Source organism: Streptomyces venetus (assembly GCF_039540295.1).
Taxonomy (GTDB): Bacteria; Actinomycetota; Actinomycetes; order Streptomycetales; family Streptomycetaceae; genus Streptomyces; species Streptomyces venetus.
The window spans coordinates 145571-168452 of sequence record NZ_BAABET010000007.1; the positions used below are offsets into that span (position 1 = coordinate 145571).

Sequence of the window (22882 nt, forward strand, 5' to 3'; positions counted from 1 at the left end):
TGTCGGGCACGGGCCCTGGATCGCCGTTATGGCACGGTTACCTATTCGCAACGCTAAGTGACGAACTCTGTCACCCTGTGCAACTAGCCCCCTCCCGGCGGTCCTTAAAGGCCCCGTACACCCTGATGGGAGACCGGACCCAGGGCTCGCCACAGTACTCCATTTGGGCCACGTGCGTGGATTGGCGCGCCGTCCAACTTCTGGCAAGGGCGGCGAATTGGCCGCCCCCTGCCCCCTTTCCGTGATCTTGAACGTGGGGAAGTTCACGTAATCACCAGAAACGGAATCTAGGGGTGCAAGCGGAGCGGCCGCGGAACCCACTCCGGGTGCGAGCGGGAGTGAAGACCCCCGAAGTGCGCCCCCGGTGCGTCGCCTACGCCCCCAGAACCCGCCGCACGTAGTCGTTCTGGAACCGCCGATCAGGGTCGAGGCGGTCCCGCAGCGCCGTGAACTCGGCGAAGCGCGGATACACCCGGGAGAAGTACTCGGCGTCCCGGGTGTGGACCTTCCCCCAGTGCGGGCGCCCCTCATGGGCCGTGAAGATGCGTTCGGCCGCGGTGAAGTACCGCTGGTACGGCGTGCCCCGGAACATGTGGACGGCGATGTACGCGCTGTCGCGGCCGGAGGCGGTGGACAGCGTGATGTCGTCGGCCGGCGCGGTGCGTACCTCCACCGGGAAGCTGACCTTCAGGCCGGAGCGCTCCACCATCGTCCTCAGCTCGCGCAGCGTCTCGACGACGGCGGCGCGCGGTACGGCGTACTCCATCTCCACGAAACGCACCCGGCGCGGCGACGTGAAGACCTTGTAGGGGACGTCGGTGTACGTCCGCGCGGACAGGGCCTTGCTGGAGATCTGCGCGATCGCGGGGATCGTGGCGGGCACCGCCCGGCCGACCCAGTTGGCCACCTGGAAGACCCCGTTGGAGAGGAACTCGTCCTCGAACCAGCTCTGGAGCTGTGGCACCGGCTTCTCCGGGCCCGCGCTGCGGTTGTTGCGCTTGGTGTTGGTGTTGCCGGTGTGCGGGAACCAGTAGAACTCGAAGTGCTCGTTCTCGGTCCACAGTTCCTCGAACTCCGCGAGGACCCTGTCGAACGGCATCGGCTCCTCACGGGCCGTCAGCAGGAAGAGCGGCTCGACGGCGAAGGTGATCGCCGTGACGACGCCCAGGGCGCCGAGGCCGATCCGGGCGGCCGCGAAGACCTCCGGATTCTCCTTCTCGGAGCACGTGAGGACCGAGCCGTCGGCGGTGACCAGCTCAAGGCCCTTGATCTGGGCGGCGATCGAACCGGAGTCGCGTCCCGTGCCGTGCGTACCGGTGCTGGTGGCCCCGGAGACCGTCTGCTCCATGATGTCGCCCATGTTCGTCAGCGACAGCCCCTCACGCGCGAGGGCCACGTTGAGCCTCTTGAGCGGGGTGCCGGCCTCCACCGTGACGGTCATGGCGTCGCGATCGATGCCGCGTATGCCGGTCAGCAGCTGAGGACGGATCAACACGCCGTCCGTCGCGGCTATGGAGGTGAAGGAATGCCCGCTGCCGACGGCCTTCACCCTGAGGCCGTCCTCGGCGGCCCGCCGCACGGCGGCGGCCAGCTCGTCGACGGATGCCGGGGTGACCTCCCGCGCGGGACGCGCGGAGACGTTGCCGCCCCAGTTACGCCACGTGCCGTTCTTTCCGTTCGCCGTGCTGCTCAACGGAGCCTCCCCGACCCGGCGCCGGCCGCTCGAGCCGACGACACCCCAGGAAACCCACCGCGACCGCGACGGCACCGGCCACGGCCGGAACCCCGTACCCGGCGCGCGCCCCGGCCGCGTCGATCACCCAGCCGGCCGCGGAGGAGCCGAGTGCGACCCCGACCGCCAGTCCCGTGCTCACCCAGGTCATGCCCTCGGTGAGCTGCGCGCGTGGTACGTGCTCCTCGATGAGGGACATCGTCGTGATCATCGTCGGAGCGATGGACAGACCCGCAACGAACAGCGCCACGGCCAGAAACGGCAAGTTCCCGACCAGTAGGAGGGGGATCATACTCACGGCCATGGCACACACGCCCAGCAGCCACCGACGTTCCGGCGCACCGGCGAAGTGCATCAGGCCGAAGACCATCCCCGCGACGCAGGAGCCCGCCGCGTACAGGGCGAGGACGACGCTCGCCGCGGCCTTGTGCCCCTCTTCCTCGGCGAAGGCCACGGTGACCACGTCGACCGCCCCGAAGATCGCCCCCGTCGCCACGAAGGTGGCCACCAGGACCTGAAGGCCCCGCGAGCGCAACGCCGTACCGCCGTCCTGCCGCTCGCGCGGGTGCGGCGCGGGCTCGGTGGCGCGCTGCGCGGTCAGCCAGAAGACGCCGGCCGCCAGGAAGCAGGCGGCCAGCAGCGGACCGGCCTCGGGGAACCACGCCGTGGACAGGCCGATGGAGATGATCGGCCCGAAGACGAAGCAGACCTCGTCCACCACGGACTCGAAGGAGTACGCGGTGTGCAGCCGCGGGGTGCCCCGGTACAGGGCCGCCCAGCGGGCCCGGACCATCGCTCCGACGCTCGGGACGCAGCCGATGCCGACGCACGCCGCGAACAGCACCCAGTCCGGCCACCGGTAGTGCGCCGCGCACAGCAGGACGGCCGCGGCGGTCAGCGCGATCAGCGTCGCCGGCCGCAGCACCCGCCGCTGCCCGTACCGGTCCACCAGGCGCGAGACCTGCGGTCCGGCCAGCCCCGCGGACAGCGCGATGGTGGCCGACAGGGCGCCGGCCAGGCCGTACCGGCCGGTGAGCTGGGAGACCATCGTGACCACGCCGATGCCCATCATCGACAGGGGCATCCGGCCGAGGAAGCCCGCGGCGGAGAAGCCCTTGGTGCCGGGGGCGGCGAACAGGGCGCGGTAGGGGCTGGGCAACAGGGACTCCGAAAAGCTCAGTAAGCGGCGAACGCAGTCGACACAGCTTACGGCCCGGTCATGCCGCCGTACACCGGTCCGGGCCAGTCCCGCATCGCCGCCCGACCGGGCCGCGCCGAGGTGTCACCCCGGCGTTTCCCGGCTGTCGGTGCGGGGTGGCAGGATCGACTCATGCCAGACGCGCGCGACGCCAGCCCCTACGACGCCCTGCTCCTGCTCTCCTTCGGCGGCCCGGAAGGCCCGGACGACGTGGTCCCGTTCCTGGAGAACGTGACGCGCGGGCGCGGCATCCCCAAGGAACGCCTCAAGGAAGTCGGGCAGCACTACTTCCTGTTCGGCGGGGTCAGCCCCATCAACGACCAGAACCGCGCCCTGCTGGACGCCCTGCGCAAGGACTTCGCCGAGCACGGCCTGGACCTGCCGGTCTACTGGGGCAACCGCAACTGGGCGCCGTACCTGACGGACACGCTGCGCGAGATGGTCCGCGACGGCCGCCGCCGCGTCCTGGTCCTCGCCACCAGCGCCTACGCCTCCTACTCGGGCTGCCGCCAGTACCGCGAGAACCTCGCAGACGCGCTGGCCGCCCTGGAGGCCGAGGGCCTGGAGCCGCCGAAGATCGACAAGCTGCGGCACTACTTCAACCACCCGGGCTTCCTGGAGCCCATGATCGACGGGGTGATCCGCTCCCTCGCCGAGCTCGACGACGACGTCCGGGACGGGGCGCACATCGCCTTCTCGACGCACTCCATCCCGACGGCCTCCGCCGACACCTCCGGAACCGTCGAGGACCACGGCGACGGCGGCGCGTACGTCAGGCAGCACCTGGACGTGGCGAAGCTGATCGCGGAGGCCGTCCGGGAGCGCACCGGCGTCGACCACCCCTGGCAGCTCGTGTACCAGTCCCGCTCGGGCGCCCCGCACATCCCGTGGCTGGAGCCGGACATCTGCGACCACCTGGAGGAGCGGCACGCGGCGGGCGTCCCGGCCGTGGTGATCGCGCCCATCGGCTTCGTCTCCGACCACATGGAGGTCCTCTACGACCTCGACACGGAGGCGAAGGCCAAGGCCGGGGAGCTGGGACTGCCGATGCGCCGCTCGGCCACCGTCGGCGCCGACCCCCGGTTCGCCGCGGCGGTCCGCGAGCTCGTCCTGGAGCGCGCCGCCGTCGAGCGCGGGCAGGAGGTCACGCCGTGCGCCCTGGGGGCCCTCGGGGCGAGCCACCACCTCTGCCCGGTCGGCTGCTGCCCGGCCCGCGCCCCCCGGCCCGCCGCAGCCGGCGCCGACAGCCCCTACGCGTGAGGAGCCCCGTGACCGACCCCCTGCACACCGAACTGCTCGAACTCGCCCAGGAGGCCGCCCGGCGTGCGGGCGCGCTGCTGCGGGACGGGCGCCCGGCCGACCTGGCGGTCGCCGCGACCAAGTCCAGCCCCATCGACGTCGTCACGGAGATGGACATCGCGGCGGAGAAACTGATCACCGGTCTGATCGCCGAGCACCGCCCCGACGACGGCATCCTCGGTGAGGAGGGCGCCGCCACGGAGGGCACGAGCGGCGTCCGCTGGGTGATCGACCCGCTCGACGGCACGGTGAACTACCTGTACGGGCTGCCCACCTGGTCCGTCTCCGTCGCCGCCGAGCAGGACGGCGAGACCGTCGTCGGGGTCGTCACGGCCCCCATGCGCGGCGAGACGTTCCACGCCGTGCTCGGCGGCGGTGCCTGGGCCACGGGGGCCTGGGACGGCGAGCGGAGGCTGGCCTGCCGCCCCGCGCCGCCCCTGGACCAGGCACTGGTCTCGACGGGCTTCAACTACGTCGCCGAGGTCCGCGCCCACCAGGCCGACGTCGCCCAGCGGCTGATCCCGCTGCTGCGTGACATCCGGCGCGGCGGCTCGGCCGCGGTCGACCTGTGCGACCTGGCGGCGGGGCGCCTCGACGGCTACTACGAGCGCGGTCTGCACGCCTGGGACCTCGCGGCGGGCGACCTGATCGCCCGTGAGGCGGGCGCGCTGACCGGTGGACGCCCCGGAGAGCGACCGTCGGGCGATCTCACGGTCGCGGGGACCCCGGGCGTCTTCGAGCCCCTCCAGCGCCTCCTGGAGGACTTCGGCGCCTGGCACGACTGAGAGCGGCCCGGCCGTCGTACGAGGGCCGACGACACGCTGAACACCGCGTGAACACGGCCGTAGGACGACGAAGCGGGCCCCGGCGCTGGATTCGCCGGGGCCCGCTCCGTACAGCTTCGTCAGACGCTCGTCGCGCCGACCTCCACACCGTGCTCGGCGGCGAGGCGGCGCAGGTCGTCGAGCTCGCCCTGCTCCACCTCGACGAGGAAGTCGTCGCCCTCGTCGCGAGCCCGGGACAGATCGGACTCGGTCGTCCTTATGCGCTGCAGAAGTCCTGCGGTGAATGCGTCCATGCTGCGCCCCCTCGTCCAGGGTCGTGGGTCGATGGCACGGGGGTGTGCCGTTCGGAAGGGACGATCACGTCTCCGGTGGATGCCCAGCGCCGCTCAGCTGGGCGGCGACGGTGCCGGACACCCACGCCCGCTCCGCGGACAAGCGGCTTGATGCGCACCGCATGGTGGTGCGGTACCAGCAGAGTGTGATCGTGGGATGTAAAGCCGTCCTCCCCAAGCTCCCTTCCGTGGAAACCTAACCGGGGGAGAAAATCTCTTATTCCCTCTCGGGTCCGGCCCCCTCACCTGCCTTACCTCCGACTTATGGCCGAAAAGGGCAGGATGGAGAGCAACACACCACGGAAGACCCCTGCCCGCATGCGCCCGTGAAAGGCCGTGCGGGCGGACATCAGGAAGGACCAGTGACGTGCGCGTACTCGTCGTCGAGGACGAGCAACTGCTCGCCGATGCGGTGGCCACCGGACTGCGCCGGGAGGCCATGGCCGTCGACGTCGTGTACGACGGTGCGGCCGCCCTGGAGCGCATCGGCGTCAACGACTACGACGTGGTCGTCCTCGACCGCGACCTCCCGCTCGTGCACGGCGACGACGTCTGCCGCAAGATCGTCGAGCTCGGCATGCCCACGCGCGTGCTGATGCTCACGGCGTCCGGCGACGTCAGCGACCGGGTCGAGGGGCTGGAGATCGGCGCCGACGACTATCTGCCCAAGCCGTTCGCGTTCAGCGAGCTCATCGCCCGTGTGCGCGCCCTCGGCCGGCGCACCAGCGTGCCCCTGCCGCCCGTCCTGGAGCGCGCCGGGATCAAGCTCGACCCCAACCGCCGCGAGGTCTTCCGCGACGGCAAGGAGGTCCAGCTCGCACCCAAGGAGTTCGCCGTCCTCGAAGTGCTGATGCGCAGCGAGGGCGCCGTCGTCTCCGCTGAGCAGCTGCTGGAGAAGGCCTGGGACGAGAACACCGACCCGTTCACCAACGTCGTGCGCGTGACGGTCATGACCCTGCGCCGCAAGCTCGGCGAGCCGCCCGTGATCGTCACCGTCCCCGGCTCCGGCTACCGGATCTGATCCCATGGCAGCGACACCCGCGCCTCCGCAGGCGCCCCCGAAGCCCACCTGGGACCCCAGGAGGCCCGTGCCGCCCTTCCCCTGGCTGCGCCCGACCATCCGGATACGGCTCACCCTGCTCTACGGCGGCATGTTCCTGATCGCCGGCATCCTGCTGCTGTCGATCATCTACCTGCTGGCCGCGCAGGCGCTGAACGTGGGCAGCGAGCTGCCGTTCAAGATCGTCGAGGGCAAGGTCACCAGCGACATCTGCAACCTGCCCGACCAGGCCTCGCCCAGCGAGTTCAACAACGCGATGAACCAGTGCGTCAACGATCAGCGCCAGCACGCCCTGGACAGCCTGCTCAGCCGCTCGCTCCTGGCCCTGCTGGGCCTGGCGGTCATCGCCTTCGCCTTCGGCTACGCCATGGCCGGCCGCGTCCTGTCCCCGCTGGGCCGGATCACCCGCACCGCGCGCACGGTGGCGGGCTCCGACCTGTCCCGCCGGATCGAGCTGGACGGCCCGGACGACGAGCTGAAGGAGCTGGCGGACACCTTCGACGACATGCTGGAGCGGCTCCAACGCGCCTTCACGGCCCAGCAGCGCTTCGTCGGCAACGCCTCGCACGAGCTGAGAACGCCGCTGGCGATCAACCGCACCCTCCTCGAAGTGCACCTGTCCGACCCGAACGCGCCCGTGGAGCTCCAGCAGCTCGGCAAGACGCTGCTGGCCACCAACGAGCGCAGCGAGCAGCTCGTCGAGGGCCTGCTGCTGCTCGCCCGCAGCGACAACCAGATCGTCGAGCGGGGCCCGGTGGACCTGGCAGAAGTGGCCTCGCAGGCCATCGACCAGGTGCACGGCGAGGCCGAGGCCAAGGGCGTGCGGATCCGCGGCGAGCAGAAGCCCGCGGTCGTCCAGGGCAACGGGGTGCTGCTGGAGCGCATCGCGCTCAACCTCGTCCAGAACGCCGTGCGCTACAACGTGGCCGAGGACGGCTGGGTCGAGGTCACCACCGAGGTCCAGCACGGCCACGCGGTCCTGGTCGTCTCGAACACGGGCCCGGTCGTGCCGGCGTACGAGATCGACAACCTCTTCGAGCCGTTCCGGAGGCTGCGCACGGAGCGGACGGGGAGCGACAAGGGTGTGGGGCTGGGCCTGTCCATCGTCCGGTCCGTGGCCCGGGCGCACGGCGGGCACATCTACGCCCAGCCGCGCGAGGGAGGTGGGCTCGTCATGCGGGTCACGCTGCCCATCTGAGATCATGGCGCCGATCAACTCGGCGGCACACGGGGATGTTCGCTTTGCGCGGAATTTCTGAGACCTCCCCGCATGCATGCCGTGTGTGATCGATCACAGAGACGCCTTTCCGGCCATCTACGCTCCGTGATCATGCACCCTGTCGGAAAGCCGGGAAAATCCCGGTTTTCGGGGGTCTTGATCACGGGAAGTACACGGTGAGACGCCTTTGGTGTGCGACATTCGGACCGTGTACGGTCCCCATCGCCATCCAAGCCGATCACTCGTGAGGAGTCCGGTTGGGTGTCGATTGAGTAACAGACCTTGATGTGAGGCAAAATCTCCGCCTCAGGTCGGGCACAAGTCCGGCCTCTCACGCGTTACGTGCGCTGGAGACACCGCAGACACCCAGAGGGGGAGAGCGACCATGGCAACCGATTACGACACTCCACGCAAGACCGACGACGACGTCGACTCGGACAGCCTCGAAGAGCTGAAGGCCCGCAGGAACGACAAGTCGGCCTCCGCAGTGGACGTCGACGAGTTCGAGGCCGCCGAAGGCCTCGAACTGCCCGGCGCCGATCTCTCGAACGAGGAGCTCGCCGTCCGGGTGCTCCCGAAGCAGCAGGACGAGTTCACCTGCATGAGCTGCTTCCTGGTGCACCACCGCAGCCAGCTGGCCCGGGAGAAGAACGGTCAGCCGATCTGCCGCGACTGCGACTGAGGACGGGTCGGCCGTGACTGGCTCGACCCCTCCCTGGAAGCGCCGCTTCTCCAAGCGGAAAGCGGACGAAGGGCCGGCGGACGGCCCGTGGCAAGGCGCGCGTGACGACGAGCGAGGCTCCACCGGTACGGGGGCGGCCTCGCTCGAACCGGCAGCGGACCGGGCTGACCTCCCGGCGTCCGTGGACGTCCCCGCACCCGTCGAGAGGCGGACGGCGGGGACGTTCCGGGAACGGGCCCGAGAAGGTGCCCGCAAGGGCTCGGTACGGGCGCGGGCCACGCTCGCGTACCTCGCCGACCGCATCATCGAACTGGCCCCGCGGGTCCCCGTACGGGACCTGGCGACCCTCCGCAGGCAGTTCCCGGGCCTGGGTCCTGAAGAGCTCGCGGACAAGCTCGTCGCGGGCGCGGCGGCGGCGACCGCGACGGTCGGAGCCGGTGTCGGCGCGGCGGCGATGCTCCCCGTGCCACCCGCGATGCCGACGGAACTCGCCGCCGAGGTCACCGGCGTCGCCGCGATCGAGCTGAAGCTGATCGCCGAGCTCCACGAGGTCTACGGCGTACGGCCGCCGGGCAACCTCAAGCAGCGCAGCACCGCGTACCTCGACTCCTGGTCGGGGGAGCGCGGGATCGACGCGACCAAGCCGTCCACCGTGAGCACGGCGCTGAACAGCCGCATGAAGCGCGACCTGCGTCAGCGGATCATGAAGCGGATGGTCCGCAACATGCCGAACCTGATCCCCTTCCTGGTGGGCGCAGCCGTCGGTGCGGCCATGAACCGCAGCGAGACCAGAAAGCTCGCCACCCGGATCCGCGAGGACCTGCGCCGGATTCAGGTGCCCTGGGAGGCCCTCGAGGCCCTTCCCGCCCTGGAACGCCCTGCGGACGCCCTGGAGATGGGCAAGATCACACACGACCCTCTGGGCCGCCACGACCGCGACAAGCGCGGCGGCGAGCGCGGCAAGCGAGACGACGGCGACGGCCGCTGAGCCCGGCTGCCGCCCGAAGGGCGCCGGATGCCGGGTGACGCCCCGCGCACATGTGCTACGCGGCCTTCGCCGCCTCCAGTGCCTCGGCCAGACGCTCCGGCTCGCGCGTGGACAGGTACAGGTACGGAGTCGGGTCCTCCGGGTCCGTGACCTTCACGCGCAGGGCCGTGGGGATGTAGGCGCGCAGCAGCAGGAAGGCGCGCGGATCGGCCTTGTGGGTGCGCCAGGCGCGCGCCTCCTCGGCGTCCAGCACCTCCGCGTCGCCCAGTGCCGCCACCGGGATCTTGGCCTCGCCCGCGATCAGGGAATCGCCGACCACACGGATGCGGATCGAGCCGTACGAGCTCGCCGCGACGGCCGCGACCGCGGTGCCGCCGGCCAGCCCGCCGAGCATCGGCAGCGTGCCGAACGGAAGCAGGATCAAGGCCATGGAGACGCCGACGAGGAACGAGATCAGCCACCAGGACCGCGGAGCGGTCAGGCGTTCTTCGTAAGGGGCGGCGGAGAGCTGCATGGAGCCAAGCTTGACACGGTGTCCGGAACGGGCCGACGCGCGGGTAAGGTCTCCGGCTGTGAGTCGTACTTCCGCAGCTCTTCAGCCGCCGGCCGACGCCGTGCCGCCGGTGCGACATCCGGACGCTCCCGCGCCCGGTGAGCTCCTCGGTGCGCACTACGGCCAGTGTTTCGGCTGTGGCGGCGACCAGCCGCACGGACTGCATCTGGAGGCACGGGCGGGCGAGGGCGTGTCGCTCACCGCCGAGTTCACCGTGCAGCCCGCCCACCAGGGCGCCCCGGGCCTCGCGCACGGCGGAGTGCTCGCCACCGCCCTGGACGAGACCCTCGGCTCGCTGAACTGGCTGCTGCGCACGATCGCCGTGACCGGACGGCTCGAGACCGACTTCGTCCGGCCCGTGCCCGTGGGCACCACGCTGTACCTGGAGGCCGAGGTGACGGCGGTGGCCGGGCGGAAGATCTTCTCGTCCGCCACCGGACGCGTCGGCGGCCCGGACGGGCCCGTCGCCCTCCGCGCCGACGCGCTGTTCGTCGAGGTGAAGGTCGACCACTTCGTCGACCACGGCCGCCAGGAGGAGATCCAGGCCGCCATGAACGACCCCGATCAGCTCCGGCGCGCCCGCGCCTTCGAGGTGAATCCGTGAGTCCGGAAGGCCGCTTGAGCTCCATGGCCCCCATGAATCCCACGAAGAACCTCACGACTCGCATGACTCCCACGACCCCGACAACCCCCACGAGCACCGTGAGCCCGGAAGCCCCCATGACTCCCACCAGCCCCGTGAGCCGTCAGCCGGTGGACGTGCTGATCCGGCGCGTCGACCCCGACGTCCCGCTTCCCTCCTACGCGCACCCCGGTGACGCGGGAGCCGATCTGCGCACCACCGAGGCGTGCCAACTGGCGCCGGGCGAGCGGGCCGTGCTGCCCACGGGAGTGTCTGTGGCGCTGCCTGAGGGGTACGCGGCCTTCGTGCACCCGCGGTCCGGTCTCGCCGCCCGCTGCGGCGTCGCCCTGGTGAATGCCCCGGGGACGGTTGATGCCGGGTACCGTGGGGAGATCAAGGTGATCGTGGTGAATCTCGACCCGCGCGAGGCCGTGCGGTTCGAGCGCTTCGACCGGATTGCCCAACTGGTAGTCCAGCAGGTCGAGAGGGTCCGCTTCCAGGAGGTGGCGGAGCTTCCCGACTCCACGCGGGCCGAGGGGGGCTTCGGGTCCACCGGAGGCCACGCCGTGGTGGACGGGACGAGCGGCACAAGCGGTCAGGCCGCCCTGGGCGGTCAGGCGGGTGGGAATCGATACGCTTCGGTCGTATCCGACCGGGAAGGACAGTGACGTGTTCGGACGTCGCAAGAAGAGGGATGCCGCCGAGGACGCGGCCGGCGAGGCCGAGCAGGTCGTCGACGGTGTCGACAGTGAGGCAGGCGGCCAGGGCGAGCGCCTGAGGCTCGAGCCGGCGCCGCGGCCCGACGGGCCCTGGGACAGCTCCGAGGTCCACGACCCGGCCGAGGGCAGGGTCGACCTGGGCGGTCTGTTCGTGCCGGGCGTCGACGGCATGGAGTTGCGCGTCGAGGTGGCGGGCGACGCGATCGTGGCGGCGACGGTCGTGCTGCAGGACAGCGCGATCCAGCTCCAGGGCTTCGCCGCGCCCAAGCGCGAGGGCATCTGGGGCGAGGTGCGCGAGGAGATCGGCACCGGCATCACCCAGCAGGGCGGCATCGTCGACGAGGTCGAGGGGCCGCTGGGCTGGGAGCTGCGCGCCCAGGTGCCGGTGCAGCTGCCGGACGGTACCGGCGGCTTCCAGGTCGTACGGTTCGTCGGTGTGGACGGCCCCCGCTGGTTCCTGCGCGGGGTCATCTCGGGTCAGGGCGCGGTGCAGCCGCAGGCCGCCGGGCTGCTCGAGCAGATCTTCCGGGACACGGTCGTGGTCCGCGGCGAGGGCCCGATGGCGCCCCGCGACCCGATCGTCCTGAAGCTGCCGAACGACGCTCAGATGGTCCCCGAGGGCGTCCAGCAGGAGGAGGGCTCCCGTTTCGCCGGCGGAATGGGCCAGCTCCAGCGCGGACCTGAGATCACCGAGGTCCGCTGAGCGTTCGTCAGAGACATCAGGGCCGCATCCCCCAGGGGTGCGGCCCTTTCTCATGCGTGGAGCCTTGACGGGGCATTGGTCTGTACCTACCGTCTCCGTCCAACGCGTCTGTTCATAAAGGCGCTTCACGTTCACGTACGAGAACGGAAGGCCCCACGTCATGCGCAGAACCGCATTATGCGCGGCCGCGGCCGCCCTCGTCGCCGGTGCACTCGCCTGGCCCGCCGACGCCGCGCCGAGCGCCCCTGGCACCTTCGTCCACCCCGGTGTCACCGTCTCCGAGGCGCAGCTCGACTTCGCCCGCTCCAAGGTCAACTCCGGCGCCCAGCCCTGGAAGGGCGCCTACGACCGGATGATGGAGAGCGAGTACGCCGACCTGAACCGCACGCCCCGTCCCCGGGCCGTCGTCGAGTGCGGTTCGTACTCCAGCCCCAACCTCGGCTGTACCGACGAACGCGAGGACGCGATCGCCGCCTACACCCAGGCCCTCGCCTGGTACGTCACCCGCGACGAACGGCACGCCCGCAAGGCCATCGAGCTGATGGACGCCTGGTCCGCCGTGATCAGGGACCACACCAACAGCAACGCACCCCTGCAGACCGGCTGGGCCGGCTCCTCCTGGCCCAAGGCCGCCGAGATCATCAAGTACACGTACAACGGGAACTGGGCGAATTCCGGCCGCTTCGCCACCATGCTCCGCACCGTCTACCTGCCCGAGATCATCAACGGCTCGAACTCCAACGGCAACTGGGAGCTGTCGATGATGGAGGCCGCCGTCGGCATCTCCGTCTTCTTGGAGGACAAGACGTCGTACGACAAGGCCATGGCGAAGTTCCGCACGCGCACGGCCGCCTATGTCTACCTGGAGTCCGACGGCGCGCTGCCGAAGACCGTGCCGAGTCAGAACCTCAACACCCGGGACAAGATCGTCAAGTACTGGCAGGGCCAGTCGACCTTCGTCAACGGACTCAGCCAGGAGACCTGCCGGGACTTCACCCACACCGGCTACGGCCTCTCGGCCATCTCCCACGTGGCCGAGACCAGCCGGATCCAGGGACAGGACCTCTACGGCACCGACGTGGGCGAGCGACTGCGGCACGGGCTCGGCCTCCACGCCAAGTACCAACTGGGCGCGGCCGTCCCTGACTGGCTGTGCGGCGGCTCCCTCAAGCTCGGGCTCGGACCGGTCTCCGAGGTGGGCCACAACGCCTTGGCCAACCGTCTCGGACACGCCATGACCAACACCGAGACGCTGACCCTGCGGGGCCGCCCCGCCGGCAGCAACAACCTCTTCGTCGCCTGGGAGACCCTCACCCACGGCGACAATCCCGCGTGAGCCTCTGAGCGGCCGGGCGCGTCAGGGTTCCGTCAAAGACGGCCCCGCTCCCGCGCCCGGCACCCGTCTGCCGTAATCGCCGGCCGTAAGGTCGACGCTGCGCGGACGGCAGACCGGAAGACAATGAGGCCATGGGACGCGGCAAGCTTCGGATCTACCTCGGTGCGGCACCGGGCGTCGGAAAGACGTACGCGATGCTCTCCGAGGCACACCGCCGCGTCGAACGGGGCACGGACTGCGTGGTGGCCTTCGTCGAACACCACGACCGGCCGCGCACCGAGGTGATGCTGCACGGTCTGGAGCAGGTCACGCGCAAGTGGCTGGAGTACCGCGGCGGCCTCTTCCCCGAGATGGACCTCGACGCCGTCCTCGCCCGCCGCCCGCATGTCGCCCTGGTCGACGAACTCGCCCACACGAACATCCCCGGATCCCGCAACGCCAAGCGCTGGCAGGACGTGGAGGAGCTGCTGGCCGCCGGCGTCGACGTGATCTCGACCGTCAACATCCAGCACCTGGAGTCGCTGGGCGACGTCGTCGAGTCGATCACCGGAGTGCGACAGCAAGAGACCGTCCCCGACGAGGTGGTACGGCGTGCCGACCAGGTCGAACTGGTGGACATGTCGCCGGAGGCGCTGCGGCGGCGGATGGCGCACGGCAACATCTACCAGCCCGACAAGGTCGACGCGGCCCTGTCGAACTACTTCCGGCCCGGCAACCTGACCGCCCTGCGCGAGCTGGCCCTGCTGTGGGTGGCCGACCGGGTCGACGCCTACCTCACCCAGTACCGCAGCGAGCACCGGGTCTCGGCGATCTGGGGCTCGCGCGAGCGGATCGTGGTCGGGCTGACCGGCGGCCCGGAGGGCCGGACGCTGATCCGCCGGGGCGCGCGGCTGGCCGAGAAGGGCGCCGGGGGCGAGGTGCTGGCCGTCTACATATCCCGCAGCGACGGACTGACCTCCGCCTCGCCCAAGGAACTGGCCGTGCAGCGGACCCTGGTCGAGGACCTCGGCGGCACCTTCCACCACGTCGTCGGCGACGACATACCGGCGGCCCTGCTCGACTTCGCCCGCGGGGTCAACGCCACCCAGATCGTGCTGGGCTCCTCGCGGCGGAAGGCCTGGCAGTACGTCTTCGGACCCGGTGTCGGGGCGACGGTCGCCCGGGAGTCCGGGCCCGACCTCGACGTGCACATCGTCACCCACGAGGAGGTCGCCAAGGGCCGCGGGCTGCCGGTCGCCCGGGACGCGCGCCTGGGACGGTCCCGGCGGGTGTGGGGCTGGCTGGTCGGTGTCGCCGGCCCACCGGCCCTCGCGGCGCTGCTCAGCGCCGTCGACCTCGGCCTCGCCAACGACATGCTGCTCTTCCTGGCGCTGACGGTGGCGGCGGCCCTGCTCGGCGGGCTCTTCCCGGCGCTGGCCTCGGCGGCGGTGGGGTCCCTGCTGCTGAACTACTTCTACACACCGCCCCTGCACCGGTGGACCATCGCCGACCCGAAGAACATCGTCGCCATCGTGATCTTCGTGGCCGTCGGAGCGGCGGTGGCCTCCGTGGTGGACCTCGCCGCCCGCCGCACCCACCAGGCGGCCCGGCTGCGGGCCGAGTCCGAGATCCTGTCCTTCCTCGCCGGCAGCGTGCTGCGGGGCGAGACCGGCCTGGAGGACCTGCTGGAACGGGTCCGGGAGACGTTCGGCATGGAGTCGGCGGCCCTGCTGGAGCGGGCGAGCGACGTCGCGCCGTGGACCTGCGCCGGCCGCGTGGGCCAGGGGCGCCCCGTCGACCGGCCCGACGAGGCGGACGTGGACGTGCCGGTCGGTGACCACATGGCGCTGGCGCTGACCGGCCGCGTCCTGCCCGCCGAGGACCGCAGGGTGCTGGCCGCCTTCGCCGCCCAGGCCGCCGTCGTCCTGGACCGCCGCCGGCTCCAGGAGGAGGCCGACCGGGCCCGCGCGCTCGCCGAGGGCAACCGCATCCGTACGGCGCTGCTGGCCGCCGTCAGCCATGATCTGCGCACCCCGCTCGCCGGGATCAAGGCGGCGGTGTCCTCCCTGCGCTCCGAGGACGTCGAGTGGTCCGAGGAGGACCGGGCGGAGTTGCTGGAGGGCATCGAGGACGGCGCCGACCGTCTCGACCACCTCGTCGGGAACCTCCTCGACATGTCGCGGCTCCAGACCGGCACCGTCACCCCGCTGATCCGCGAGATCGACCTCGACGAGGTGGTGCCGATGGCGCTCGGCGGCGTGCCCGAGGGCAGCGTCGACCTGGACGTCCCGGAGACCCTGCCGATGGTCCGGGTGGACCCCGGACTGCTGGAGCGGGCGATGGCCAACCTCGTCGAGAACGCCGTCAAGTACAGTCCGGCCGGCGCGCCCGTGCTGGTCGCCGCCAGCGCGCTCGCCGACCGGGTCGAGGTACGGGTGGTCGATCGGGGGCCGGGCGTCCCCGACGAGGCCAAGGGCCGCATATTCGAGCCTTTCCAGCGCTACGGCGACGCCCCGCGTGGCGCCGGAGTGGGCCTGGGTCTCGCGGTGGCGCGCGGCTTCGCGGAGGCCATGAGCGGCACGCTCGACGCCGAGGACACGCCCGGCGGCGGGCTCACCATGGTCCTCACCCTCCGCGCGGCGGAAACGCACCCGGAGCCCTTCCACACAGCGGAACCCGAAAGGCAGGCCTCATGACCCGTGTGCTGGTGGTCGACGACGAGCCGCAGATCGTGCGCGCCCTCGTGATCAACCTCAAGGCACGCAAGTACGAGGTCGACGCCGCCCACGACGGCGCCACAGCCCTCCAGCTCGCCGCCGCCCGCCACCCCGACGTGGTCGTCCTCGACCTGGGCCTGCCCGACATGGACGGCGTCGACGTGATCAGGGGCCTGCGCGGCTGGACCCGGGTGCCGATCCTGGTGCTCTCCGCACGGCACTCCTCCGACGAGAAGGTCGAGGCCCTGGACGCGGGCGCCGACGACTACGTCACCAAGCCGTTCGGCATGGACGAGCTGCTCGCCCGGCTCCGGGCCGCCGTGCGCAGGGCCGAGCCGGGCGGGGGCGGTGAGGACGACGTGGTGGTGGAGACCGACGGGTTCACCGTCGACCTGGCCGCGAAGAAGGTCGTCCGCGCAGGCAAGGACGTACGGCTGACGCCCACCGAGTGGCACCTGCTGGAGGTCCTCGTCCGCAACGGAGGGCGCCTCGTCGGGCAGAAGCAGCTGCTCCAGGAGGTGTGGGGGCCGTCCTACGGGACGGAGACGAACTATCTGCGCGTGTACATGGCACAGCTGAGGCGGAAGCTGGAGGCGGATCCCTCACATCCGAAGCACTTCATCACGGAGCCGGGGATGGGGTATCGCTTCGAGAAGTGAGTGCTGCGGCGCGCGGCCGGGGGCCCGGGGGTCGGCCCCCGGGGGGTGCGGTATCACGGAGCCGGGGATGGGCCATCGCTTCGAGAAGCAGGGCGCGCGCTGCGAGGTTACGGGGTTGTCGGCAGGCCCCGGTACGCTTCAGACATGAGTGCTGTTCCTCGTTCGCAGAAGTCGGCGGGGCGGTTCCGGCGCATGCTCGACCGGCTCTCCTCGTCGCAGGAGGACCTGGAGTCCGAGGAGCTGCGCGAGGACACCGAGACCACCGGCTGTATCCGGATCGGCGACTGCCAGGACCGGCAGATAGTGACGGTAACTGGTACCTTGCGCACGGTCACGCTGCGGCCGCGCGCCGGAGTCCCGGCCCTGGAGGCCGAGCTGTTCGACGGCTCCGCCGCGCTGGACGTGGTGTGGCTCGGCAGGCGCTCCATCGTCGGGATAGAGCCGGGGCGCAAACTGATCGCATCGGGCCGGATCTCGATGAGCCGGGGCCGCCGTGTGTTGTTCAATCCCAAGTACGAACTGAGACCCCTCGGACGGGAGTAGCCGGTGACGTCGCTCGACAAGCCGACCGAAGAGACATCTGCGGACGACGCCCGGGCGGTGACCGAGGCCGCCCTCTTCGAGGCGTTCGGCGGCCTGCGGGGCATGATCGAGACGGTGCTGCCCGGCCTGCTCTTCGTCACCATCTACACGATCAACAAGGATCTGCACCTGTCGGCGATCGCGGCGCTGGCCGTGTCGCTGGTGCTGGTCGTGGTCCGGCTGGTGACGAAGGACACCGTCAAGCACGCCTTCAGCGGTGTCTTCGGTGTGGCCTTCGGCGTCGTCTTCGCGATGATGACCGGCAACGCCAAGGACTTCTACCTGCCCGGCATGCTGTACACGCTGGGCCTGGCCCTCGCGTACATCATCACCACCCTGTGCGGTGTCCCGCTGATCGGGTTGATCCTCGGCCCGGTCTTCAAGGAGAACCTCTCCTGGCGCACCCGGAACCCGGGCCGCAAGAAGGCGTACGCGAAGGCCAGTTACGCCTGGGGCGCGATCCTGCTCGCCAAGTGCGCGATCCTCTTCCCGCTGTACTGGTGGGCCGACACCACACAGCTCGGGTGGGTCCTGATCGCCCTGAAGATCCCGCCGTTCCTGCTCGCCGTGTGGCTGACGTGGGTGTTCCTGGCGAAGGCGCCCGCGCCCATCGACGTGTTCGCGGAGATGGAGGCCGAGGAGAAGGCTGCGGAGGAGCGGGAACGGGAGGCCGCTGCCCGGTCCGCCGAGTAGGTACGTGGCGTCGGTGCCGTGATGTAGCAGAGAAGGGGCGTCCTGAGTGCTCAGGACGCCCCTTCCGCGTGCTCCCCGCAGGGCCCCGCTCAGCTCGCCGCGCTGTCCCGCCGTACCGACAGCAGGTCCTCCAGCTGCTCCTCACGCGCCTGCGCGGCCACGAAGAGCAGCTCGTCGCCGGCCTCCAGGGAGTCCTCCCGGGAGGGCGTCAGGACGCGGGTGCCGCGGATGATCGTGACCAGGGACGTGTCCTGCGGCCACTCGACATCGCCGACCTGTGTGCCGGCCAGGGCGGACTCCTCCGGCAGGGTCAGCTCGACCAGGTTGGCGTCGCCGTGGCTGAAGCGGAGCAGGCGCACCAGGTCGCCGACGCTCACCGCCTCCTCGACCAGGGCCGACATCAGACGCGGCGTGGAGACGGCGACGTCCACGCCCCAGGACTCGTTGAACAGCCACTCGTTCTTCGGGTTGTTCACCCGGGCGACCACACGCGGGACGCCGTACTCCGTCTTCGCGAGGAGCGAGACGACCAGGTTCACCTTGTCGTCGCCGGTCGCGGCGATGACGACGTTGCAGCGCTGGAGCGCCGCCTCGTCCAGGGACGTGATCTCGCAGGCGTCGGCGAGCAGCCACTCGGCCTGCGGGACGCGTTCGACCGAGATGGCGGTCGGCGCCTTGTCGATGAGCAGGACCTCGTGGCCGTTCTCCAGCAGCTCGCCCGCGATCGAGCGGCCGACCGCGCCGGCTCCGGCAATGGCGACCCTCATCAGTGACCGCCCTCCTCTTCGGGACCCTTGGCGAACGCCGCCTCGACCGTGTCGACCTCGTCGGTGCGCATCATCACGTGCACCAGGTCGCCCTCCTGCAACACCGTCTGCGAGGTGGGCAGGACCGCCTCTCCGAGCCGGGTCAGGAACGCCACGCGTACACCGGTCTCCTCCTGGATCCGGCTGATCTTGTGGCCGACCCACGCGGTGGAGGTGTGCACCTCGGCGAGCTGGACACCACCGGTCGGGTCGCGCCACAGCGGCTCGGCGCCGGAGGGGAGCAGACGGCGCAGCATCTGGTCGGCCGTCCAGCGGACGGTCGCGACGGTCGGGATGCCCAGGCGCTGGTAGACCTCGGCGCGGCGGGGGTCGTAGATGCGGGCGGCGACGTTCTCGATGCCGAACATCTCGCGGGCCACGCGCGCGGCGATGATGTTGGAGTTGTCACCGCTGGAGACGGCGGCGAAGGCGCCGGCCTCCTCGATGCCCGCCTCGCGCAGGGTGTCCTGGTCGAAGCCGACCCCGGTCACCCGGCGACCGCCGAAGGACGACCCCAGGCGGCGGAAGGCGGTCGGGTCCTGGTCCACCACGGCGACCGTGTGGCCCTGTTGCTCCAGGTTCTGGGCCAGGGCGGACCCCACCCTTCCGCAACCCATGATGACAATATGCATCGCGTCACACCGCGCTTCCTGCAGGCCCTCTGGCCTTCATGACTGTCGTGCTCATGTCTCTCTTTCGGCTCGCCGGGCACCACGTCGCGGCCTGGGTGCGGGCCGCCATGCACCATCATGCCGGTGGAAACAGGCCATGATGCCCCTCGGGGGCCGGTGCCGCGTTCGACTGCCCGACTCCAACGTATCGGCAAAGTCGCGGGGGTTGCCGAGGGCCCTGCCGGGGCGCCCCCGGGGGAGGAACTCGCCATGAGTACCGAGATCGACGTTCTCGTGCTGGGCGGCGCGGGCGTGGACACGATCGTGCACGTGCCCGAGCTGCCCGTGCCGTTCGCGGACAGCCACATGATCCGGCCAGGGATCGTGACGCGGGCGGGCCAGAGCGGTGACTTCGTCGCCCTCGGGACCAGCGCGCTGGGGCTGCGCACCCACCACCTCGACATGCTGGGCGACGACCCCGAGGGCGACCTGGTCCGCGCCCTGCACCGCGACCACGGCATCGCCCTCACCGCCGTCCCGCAGCCGCTCGGCACCAAACGCGCGGTCAACCTCGTCGCCCCCGACGGCAGACGGCTGTCCCTGTACGACGCCACACGCGCCGCCGACACGGACCGGCTGCCCGAGGCCACGGTGCGCGAGCTGGCCGCCGCCAGCAGGCACGCCCACGTCGTCATCACCCAGCCGTGTGCCCAGGCACTGCCCGTCCTGCGCGAGGCAGGCGTCACGATCTCGACCGACCTGCACGACTGGGACGGGTCCAACCCCTACCACGAGCCCTTCGCCCTCCAGGCCGACCTGGTCTTCCTGTCCAGCACGGCGCTGGCCGACCCGGAGCGGACCATGCGGCGGATCGCCGAGCGGGGCAGGGCCCGGGCGGTCGTGGCCACCGCCGGGGCGGCCGGGGCGTACCTGCTGGCCGACGGCGACCTGACCCACGTACCCGCCGCCCCGCCGCCGGCGCCGGTGGTCGACTCCAACGGCGCGGGCGACGCCTTCGCGGCCGCGTTCCTGCACGCCTGGCTCAACTCCCAGCCGCCCCACCGCTGCGCCCGCTTCGGGACGGTGGCGGGCGCGTACGCCTGCACGATCCCCTCGACACGGACGGGCGGCATCGGACGGGAGGAGCTGGAGGCCCGGGTGGCAGAGCTGGAGCGCTCCCCGGAGCGGACCGGCTAGCGGGCGCCCGGGGAGACGTGCTTGCGGCGGCTGATGCTGCGGATGCTCGCCGCCGTCAGGAATCCGAGGGCGATGAGGGTGGCCGCGGCGCCGATCAGTTCTGCGGTCGGGTGCATGGGACCTCCAGGGGGCGGCAACGGCCGGGAGACGGACAGGGCTTAGTCATATAGGCATGAGAAGCGGGTGACCTGCGCAATCCGCAGCCGCAGCCGCCTCTGAATTCACTCGGAGAGCAGACGGAACACCGATGAGGGGTGGCGGGTGGTCGAGCCCGCAATCGAACGCTTACGATCCTCTGTTGTGTCCAAACTGACCGACGTGCCCAAACGGATCCTGATCGGGCGCGCACTGCGCAGTGACCGGCTGGGTGAAACGCTCCTGCCGAAGCGCATCGCACTCCCCGTCTTCGCCTCCGACCCGTTGTCCTCCGTGGCGTACGCGCCAGGCGAGGTCCTGCTGGTCCTGTCGATCGCGGGCGTGACGGCCTACCACTTCAGCCCCTGGATCGCCGTCGCGGTCGTCGTGCTGATGTTCACGGTGGTGGCCTCGTACCGGCAGAACGTGCACGCCTATCCCAGCGGCGGCGGCGACTACGAGGTGGCGAACACCAACCTCGGGCCCAAGGCGGGTCTGACGGTCGCGAGCGCGCTGCTCGTCGACTACGTCCTCACCGTCGCCGTGTCGATCTCCTCCGGCATCGAGAACCTCGGCTCCGCGATCCCGTTCGTCGTCGAGAACAAGGTGGCCTGCGCGATCGGCGTGATCGTGCTGCTCACACTGATGAACCTGCGCGGTGTGCGCGAGTCGGGCACGCTGTTCGCGATCCCCACGTACATCTTCGTCGCAGGCGTCTTCACCATGATCGTCTGGGGCGCCTTCCGCGGGCTGGTCCTGGACGACACCATGCGGGCACCGACGGCGGACTACGTCATCAAGCCCGAACACCAGGGCCTCGCGGGCTTCGCACTGGTCTTCCTGCTGCTGCGCGCCTTCTCCTCCGGCTGTGCCGCCCTCACCGGCGTCGAGGCCATCTCCAACGGCGTCCCGGCCTTCCGCAAGCCCAAGTCGAAGAACGCCGCGACCACCCTCGCGATGATGGGCCTGCTGGCCGTCACCATGTTCTGCGGCATCATCGCGCTGGCCGCCGCGACCGACGTCCGTATGGCCGAGAACCCGGCCAAGGACCTCGTCCACGACGGCGTCCCGCTCGGCCCGGGCTACGTCCAGAACCCGGTGATCTCCCAGGTCGCCGAGGCCGTCTTCGGCAAGGGCAGCTTCCTGTTCATCGTCCTGGCCGCGGCCACCGCGCTGGTGCTGTTCCTCGCCGCGAACACCGCCTACAACGGCTTCCCGCTGCTCGGCTCGATCCTCGCCCAGGACCGTTACCTGCCGCGCCAGCTGCACACCCGCGGCGACCGGCTGGCCTTCTCCAACGGCATCGTGCTCCTCGCGGGCGCCGCGGGACTGCTGGTCGGGATCTACGGAGCGGACTCCACCCGCCTGATCCAGCTCTACATCGTCGGCGTGTTCGTGTCCTTCACCCTCAGCCAGACCGGCATGGTCCGCCACTGGAACCGCCACCTGGCCACCGAGACCGACCAGGCCAAGCGCCGCCACATGGTCCGCTCGCGTGCCATCAACGCCTTCGGCGCCTTCTTCACCGGCCTCGTGCTCGTCGTCGTCCTGCTCACCAAGTTCACGCACGGCGCCTGGGTCGCCCTGCTCGGCATGGTGATCTTCTACGCCACGATGACGGCCATCCGTAAGCACTACGACCGGGTCGCCGCCGAGATCGCCGCCCCCGAGGGCCCGACCGACGACCTCGTACGCCCCTCGCGGGTCCGCTCGGTCGTGCTGATCTCCAAGATCCACCGCCCGACGCTGCGCGCCCTGGCCTACGCCAAGCTGATGCGCTCGGACTCGCTGGAGGCGCTGAGCGTCAACGTCGACCCGGCGGAGACCAAGGCCCTGCGCGAGGAGTGGGAGCGGCGCGGCATCGACGTACCGCTGAAGGTCCTCGACTCGCCCTACCGCGAGATCACGCGGCCGATCATCGAGTACGTCAAGAGCCTCCGCAAGGAGTCCCCGCGCGACGCGGTGTCCGTGATCATCCCGGAGTACGTGGTCGGCCACTGGTACGAGCACCTGCTGCACAACCAGAGCGCCCTCCGGCTGAAGGGCCGGCTGCTGTTCACCCCGGGGATCATGGTGACGTCCGTGCCGTACCAGCTCCAGTCCTCCGAGGCGGCCAAGCGGCGGGCCCGCAGGCAGCAGGACTGGAACGCCCCCGGTGCGGTACGGCGTGGTCCGGCGCAGGAGCGGCCGAAGGAGTCCTCGGAGCCGAAGCCCTGAGGCGACGGCTCGGGAAGCGCTGGTGAAAGGGCCGGGCGGCAGCCACGTAGACTGGTGG

22 protein-coding genes are annotated in these 22882 nt (G+C 70.8%); 16 read left to right on the plus strand and 6 right to left on the minus strand.

Going from position 1 to position 22882, the window contains the following annotated elements; genetic code table 11:
* Positions 1–373: 373 nt before the first annotated feature.
* Together ABEA82_RS23450 and ABEA82_RS23455 are read right to left on the minus strand one after the other, a co-directional pair.
* On the minus strand, positions 374–1693 hold the full coding sequence (locus ABEA82_RS23450; RefSeq protein ID WP_345663584.1) for a D-arabinono-1,4-lactone oxidase: 1320 nt from the start codon (positions 1691–1693) through the stop codon (positions 374–376).
* Positions 1653–2891 carry an MFS transporter gene (locus tag ABEA82_RS23455; protein ID WP_345663585.1) on the minus strand — a complete coding sequence of 413 codons (1239 nt, stop codon included), beginning with the start codon at positions 2889–2891 and terminating at the stop codon, positions 1653–1655. Before ABEA82_RS23455 ends, ABEA82_RS23450 begins: the two co-directional genes overlap by 41 nt.
* Positions 2892–3062: 171 nt before the next feature.
* Between ABEA82_RS23455 and ABEA82_RS23460 the strand changes: the two genes are divergently transcribed.
* Positions 3063–4190, plus strand: a complete 1128-nt coding sequence (locus ABEA82_RS23460) for a ferrochelatase (RefSeq protein ID WP_345663586.1) — start codon at positions 3063–3065, stop codon at positions 4188–4190.
* A gap of 8 nt (positions 4191–4198) precedes the next feature.
* On the plus strand, positions 4199–5014 hold the full coding sequence (locus ABEA82_RS23465) for an inositol monophosphatase family protein (RefSeq protein ID WP_345663587.1): 816 nt from the start codon (positions 4199–4201) through the stop codon (positions 5012–5014).
* Between the two features lie 119 nt (positions 5015–5133).
* On the opposite strand, the gene ABEA82_RS23470 is transcribed toward ABEA82_RS23465, so the two are convergent.
* On the minus strand, positions 5134–5307 hold the full coding sequence (locus tag ABEA82_RS23470) for a hypothetical protein (protein ID WP_345663588.1): 174 nt from the start codon (positions 5305–5307) through the stop codon (positions 5134–5136).
* 406 nt (positions 5308–5713) lie between these two features.
* On the opposite strand from ABEA82_RS23470, the gene ABEA82_RS23475 reads away from it, so the two are divergent.
* From ABEA82_RS23475 to ABEA82_RS23490, 4 genes are all read left to right on the plus strand, one after another.
* Positions 5714–6367, plus strand: coding sequence for a response regulator transcription factor (locus tag ABEA82_RS23475; RefSeq protein WP_003993508.1), 654 nt, complete (start codon positions 5714–5716; stop codon positions 6365–6367).
* A gap of 4 nt (positions 6368–6371) precedes the next feature.
* Positions 6372–7604, plus strand: coding sequence for a sensor histidine kinase (locus tag ABEA82_RS23480; protein ID WP_003993509.1), 1233 nt, complete (start codon positions 6372–6374; stop codon positions 7602–7604).
* A gap of 406 nt (positions 7605–8010) precedes the next feature.
* Positions 8011–8307, plus strand: a complete 297-nt coding sequence (locus ABEA82_RS23485; protein ID WP_003993510.1) for a DUF4193 domain-containing protein — start codon at positions 8011–8013, stop codon at positions 8305–8307.
* A gap of 13 nt (positions 8308–8320) precedes the next feature.
* Positions 8321–9295 (plus strand): hypothetical protein, encoded by a 975-nt coding sequence (locus ABEA82_RS23490; protein WP_345663589.1) that lies wholly within the window; start codon positions 8321–8323, stop codon positions 9293–9295.
* Between the two features lie 55 nt (positions 9296–9350).
* On the opposite strand, the gene ABEA82_RS23495 is transcribed toward ABEA82_RS23490, so the two are convergent.
* The gene (locus tag ABEA82_RS23495; RefSeq protein ID WP_345663590.1) at positions 9351–9809 is read right to left on the minus strand and encodes a DUF3093 domain-containing protein; all 459 of its coding nucleotides are present in this window, start codon (positions 9807–9809) and stop codon (positions 9351–9353) included.
* Positions 9810–9867: 58 nt separating this feature from the next.
* Between ABEA82_RS23495 and ABEA82_RS23500 the strand changes: the two genes are divergently transcribed.
* The 8 genes from ABEA82_RS23500 to ABEA82_RS23535 all read left to right on the plus strand — a co-directional run bounded on the left by ABEA82_RS23500 (position 9868) and on the right by ABEA82_RS23535 (position 17858).
* Positions 9868–10452, plus strand: a complete 585-nt coding sequence (locus ABEA82_RS23500) for a PaaI family thioesterase (protein ID WP_345663591.1) — start codon at positions 9868–9870, stop codon at positions 10450–10452.
* Between the two features lie 116 nt (positions 10453–10568).
* Positions 10569–11138 carry a dUTP diphosphatase gene (gene dut / locus ABEA82_RS23505; RefSeq protein ID WP_345663592.1) on the plus strand — a complete coding sequence of 190 codons (570 nt, stop codon included), beginning with the start codon at positions 10569–10571 and terminating at the stop codon, positions 11136–11138.
* Between the two features lies 1 nt (position 11139).
* Positions 11140–11892 (plus strand): DUF3710 domain-containing protein, encoded by a 753-nt coding sequence (locus ABEA82_RS23510; protein WP_003993515.1) that lies wholly within the window; start codon positions 11140–11142, stop codon positions 11890–11892.
* Positions 11893–12052: 160 nt separating this feature from the next.
* Positions 12053–13228: an alginate lyase family protein gene (locus ABEA82_RS23515; protein WP_345663593.1), complete on the plus strand. Its 1176-nt coding sequence runs from the start codon at positions 12053–12055 to the stop codon at positions 13226–13228.
* Between the two features lie 131 nt (positions 13229–13359).
* A complete protein-coding gene (locus ABEA82_RS23520; protein WP_345663594.1) occupies positions 13360–15903 on the plus strand; it encodes a sensor histidine kinase in 2544 nt (847 codons plus the stop codon).
* A complete protein-coding gene (locus ABEA82_RS23525; RefSeq protein ID WP_345663595.1) occupies positions 15900–16583 on the plus strand; it encodes a response regulator in 684 nt (227 codons plus the stop codon). The genes ABEA82_RS23520 and ABEA82_RS23525 overlap by 4 nt, the downstream gene beginning before the upstream one ends.
* A gap of 144 nt (positions 16584–16727) precedes the next feature.
* Positions 16728–17126 (plus strand): OB-fold nucleic acid binding domain-containing protein, encoded by a 399-nt coding sequence (locus ABEA82_RS23530; RefSeq protein ID WP_311128109.1) that lies wholly within the window; start codon positions 16728–16730, stop codon positions 17124–17126.
* 3 nt (positions 17127–17129) lie between these two features.
* The gene (locus ABEA82_RS23535; RefSeq protein ID WP_345663596.1) at positions 17130–17858 is read left to right on the plus strand and encodes a DUF3159 domain-containing protein; all 729 of its coding nucleotides are present in this window, start codon (positions 17130–17132) and stop codon (positions 17856–17858) included.
* An 89-nt stretch (positions 17859–17947) separates the two neighbouring features.
* On the opposite strand, the gene ABEA82_RS23540 is transcribed toward ABEA82_RS23535, so the two are convergent.
* Entirely contained in the window at positions 17948–18625 is a 678-nt protein-coding gene (locus ABEA82_RS23540) for a potassium channel family protein (protein WP_345663597.1), read from the minus strand.
* The gene (locus ABEA82_RS23545) at positions 18625–19296 is read right to left on the minus strand and encodes a potassium channel family protein (protein WP_003993522.1); all 672 of its coding nucleotides are present in this window, start codon (positions 19294–19296) and stop codon (positions 18625–18627) included. Before ABEA82_RS23545 ends, ABEA82_RS23540 begins: the two co-directional genes overlap by 1 nt.
* A gap of 249 nt (positions 19297–19545) precedes the next feature.
* On the opposite strand from ABEA82_RS23545, the gene ABEA82_RS23550 reads away from it, so the two are divergent.
* Both ABEA82_RS23550 and ABEA82_RS23555 read left to right on the plus strand, forming a co-directional pair.
* The gene (locus ABEA82_RS23550; protein ID WP_345663598.1) at positions 19546–20472 is read left to right on the plus strand and encodes a PfkB family carbohydrate kinase; all 927 of its coding nucleotides are present in this window, start codon (positions 19546–19548) and stop codon (positions 20470–20472) included.
* Between the two features lie 300 nt (positions 20473–20772).
* On the plus strand, positions 20773–22824 hold the full coding sequence (locus ABEA82_RS23555) for an APC family permease (RefSeq protein WP_345663599.1): 2052 nt from the start codon (positions 20773–20775) through the stop codon (positions 22822–22824).
* Positions 22825–22882: the final 58 nt, after the last annotated feature.

Coding starts and splice junctions, on each gene's coding strand:
- ABEA82_RS23540 (WP_345663597.1), bottom strand. CDS start 18,625: ATGAGGGTCGCCATTGCCGGAGCCGGCGCGGTCGGCCGCTCGATCGCG.
- ABEA82_RS23530 (WP_311128109.1), top strand. CDS start 16,728: ATGAGTGCTGTTCCTCGTTCGCAGAAGTCGGCGGGGCGGTTCCGGCGC.
- ABEA82_RS23515 (WP_345663593.1), top strand. CDS start 12,053: ATGCGCAGAACCGCATTATGCGCGGCCGCGGCCGCCCTCGTCGCCGGT.
- ABEA82_RS23495 (WP_345663590.1), bottom strand. CDS start 9,809: ATGCAGCTCTCCGCCGCCCCTTACGAAGAACGCCTGACCGCTCCGCGG.
- ABEA82_RS23460 (WP_345663586.1), top strand. CDS start 3,063: ATGCCAGACGCGCGCGACGCCAGCCCCTACGACGCCCTGCTCCTGCTC.
- ABEA82_RS23485 (WP_003993510.1), top strand. CDS start 8,011: ATGGCAACCGATTACGACACTCCACGCAAGACCGACGACGACGTCGAC.
- dut (WP_345663592.1), top strand. CDS start 10,569: ATGACTCCCACCAGCCCCGTGAGCCGTCAGCCGGTGGACGTGCTGATC.
- ABEA82_RS23550 (WP_345663598.1), top strand. CDS start 19,546: ATGAGTACCGAGATCGACGTTCTCGTGCTGGGCGGCGCGGGCGTGGAC.
- ABEA82_RS23545 (WP_003993522.1), bottom strand. CDS start 19,296: ATGCATATTGTCATCATGGGTTGCGGAAGGGTGGGGTCCGCCCTGGCC.
- ABEA82_RS23520 (WP_345663594.1), top strand. CDS start 13,360: ATGGGACGCGGCAAGCTTCGGATCTACCTCGGTGCGGCACCGGGCGTC.
- ABEA82_RS23525 (WP_345663595.1), top strand. CDS start 15,900: ATGACCCGTGTGCTGGTGGTCGACGACGAGCCGCAGATCGTGCGCGCC.
- ABEA82_RS23480 (WP_003993509.1), top strand. CDS start 6,372: ATGGCAGCGACACCCGCGCCTCCGCAGGCGCCCCCGAAGCCCACCTGG.
- ABEA82_RS23470 (WP_345663588.1), bottom strand. CDS start 5,307: ATGGACGCATTCACCGCAGGACTTCTGCAGCGCATAAGGACGACCGAG.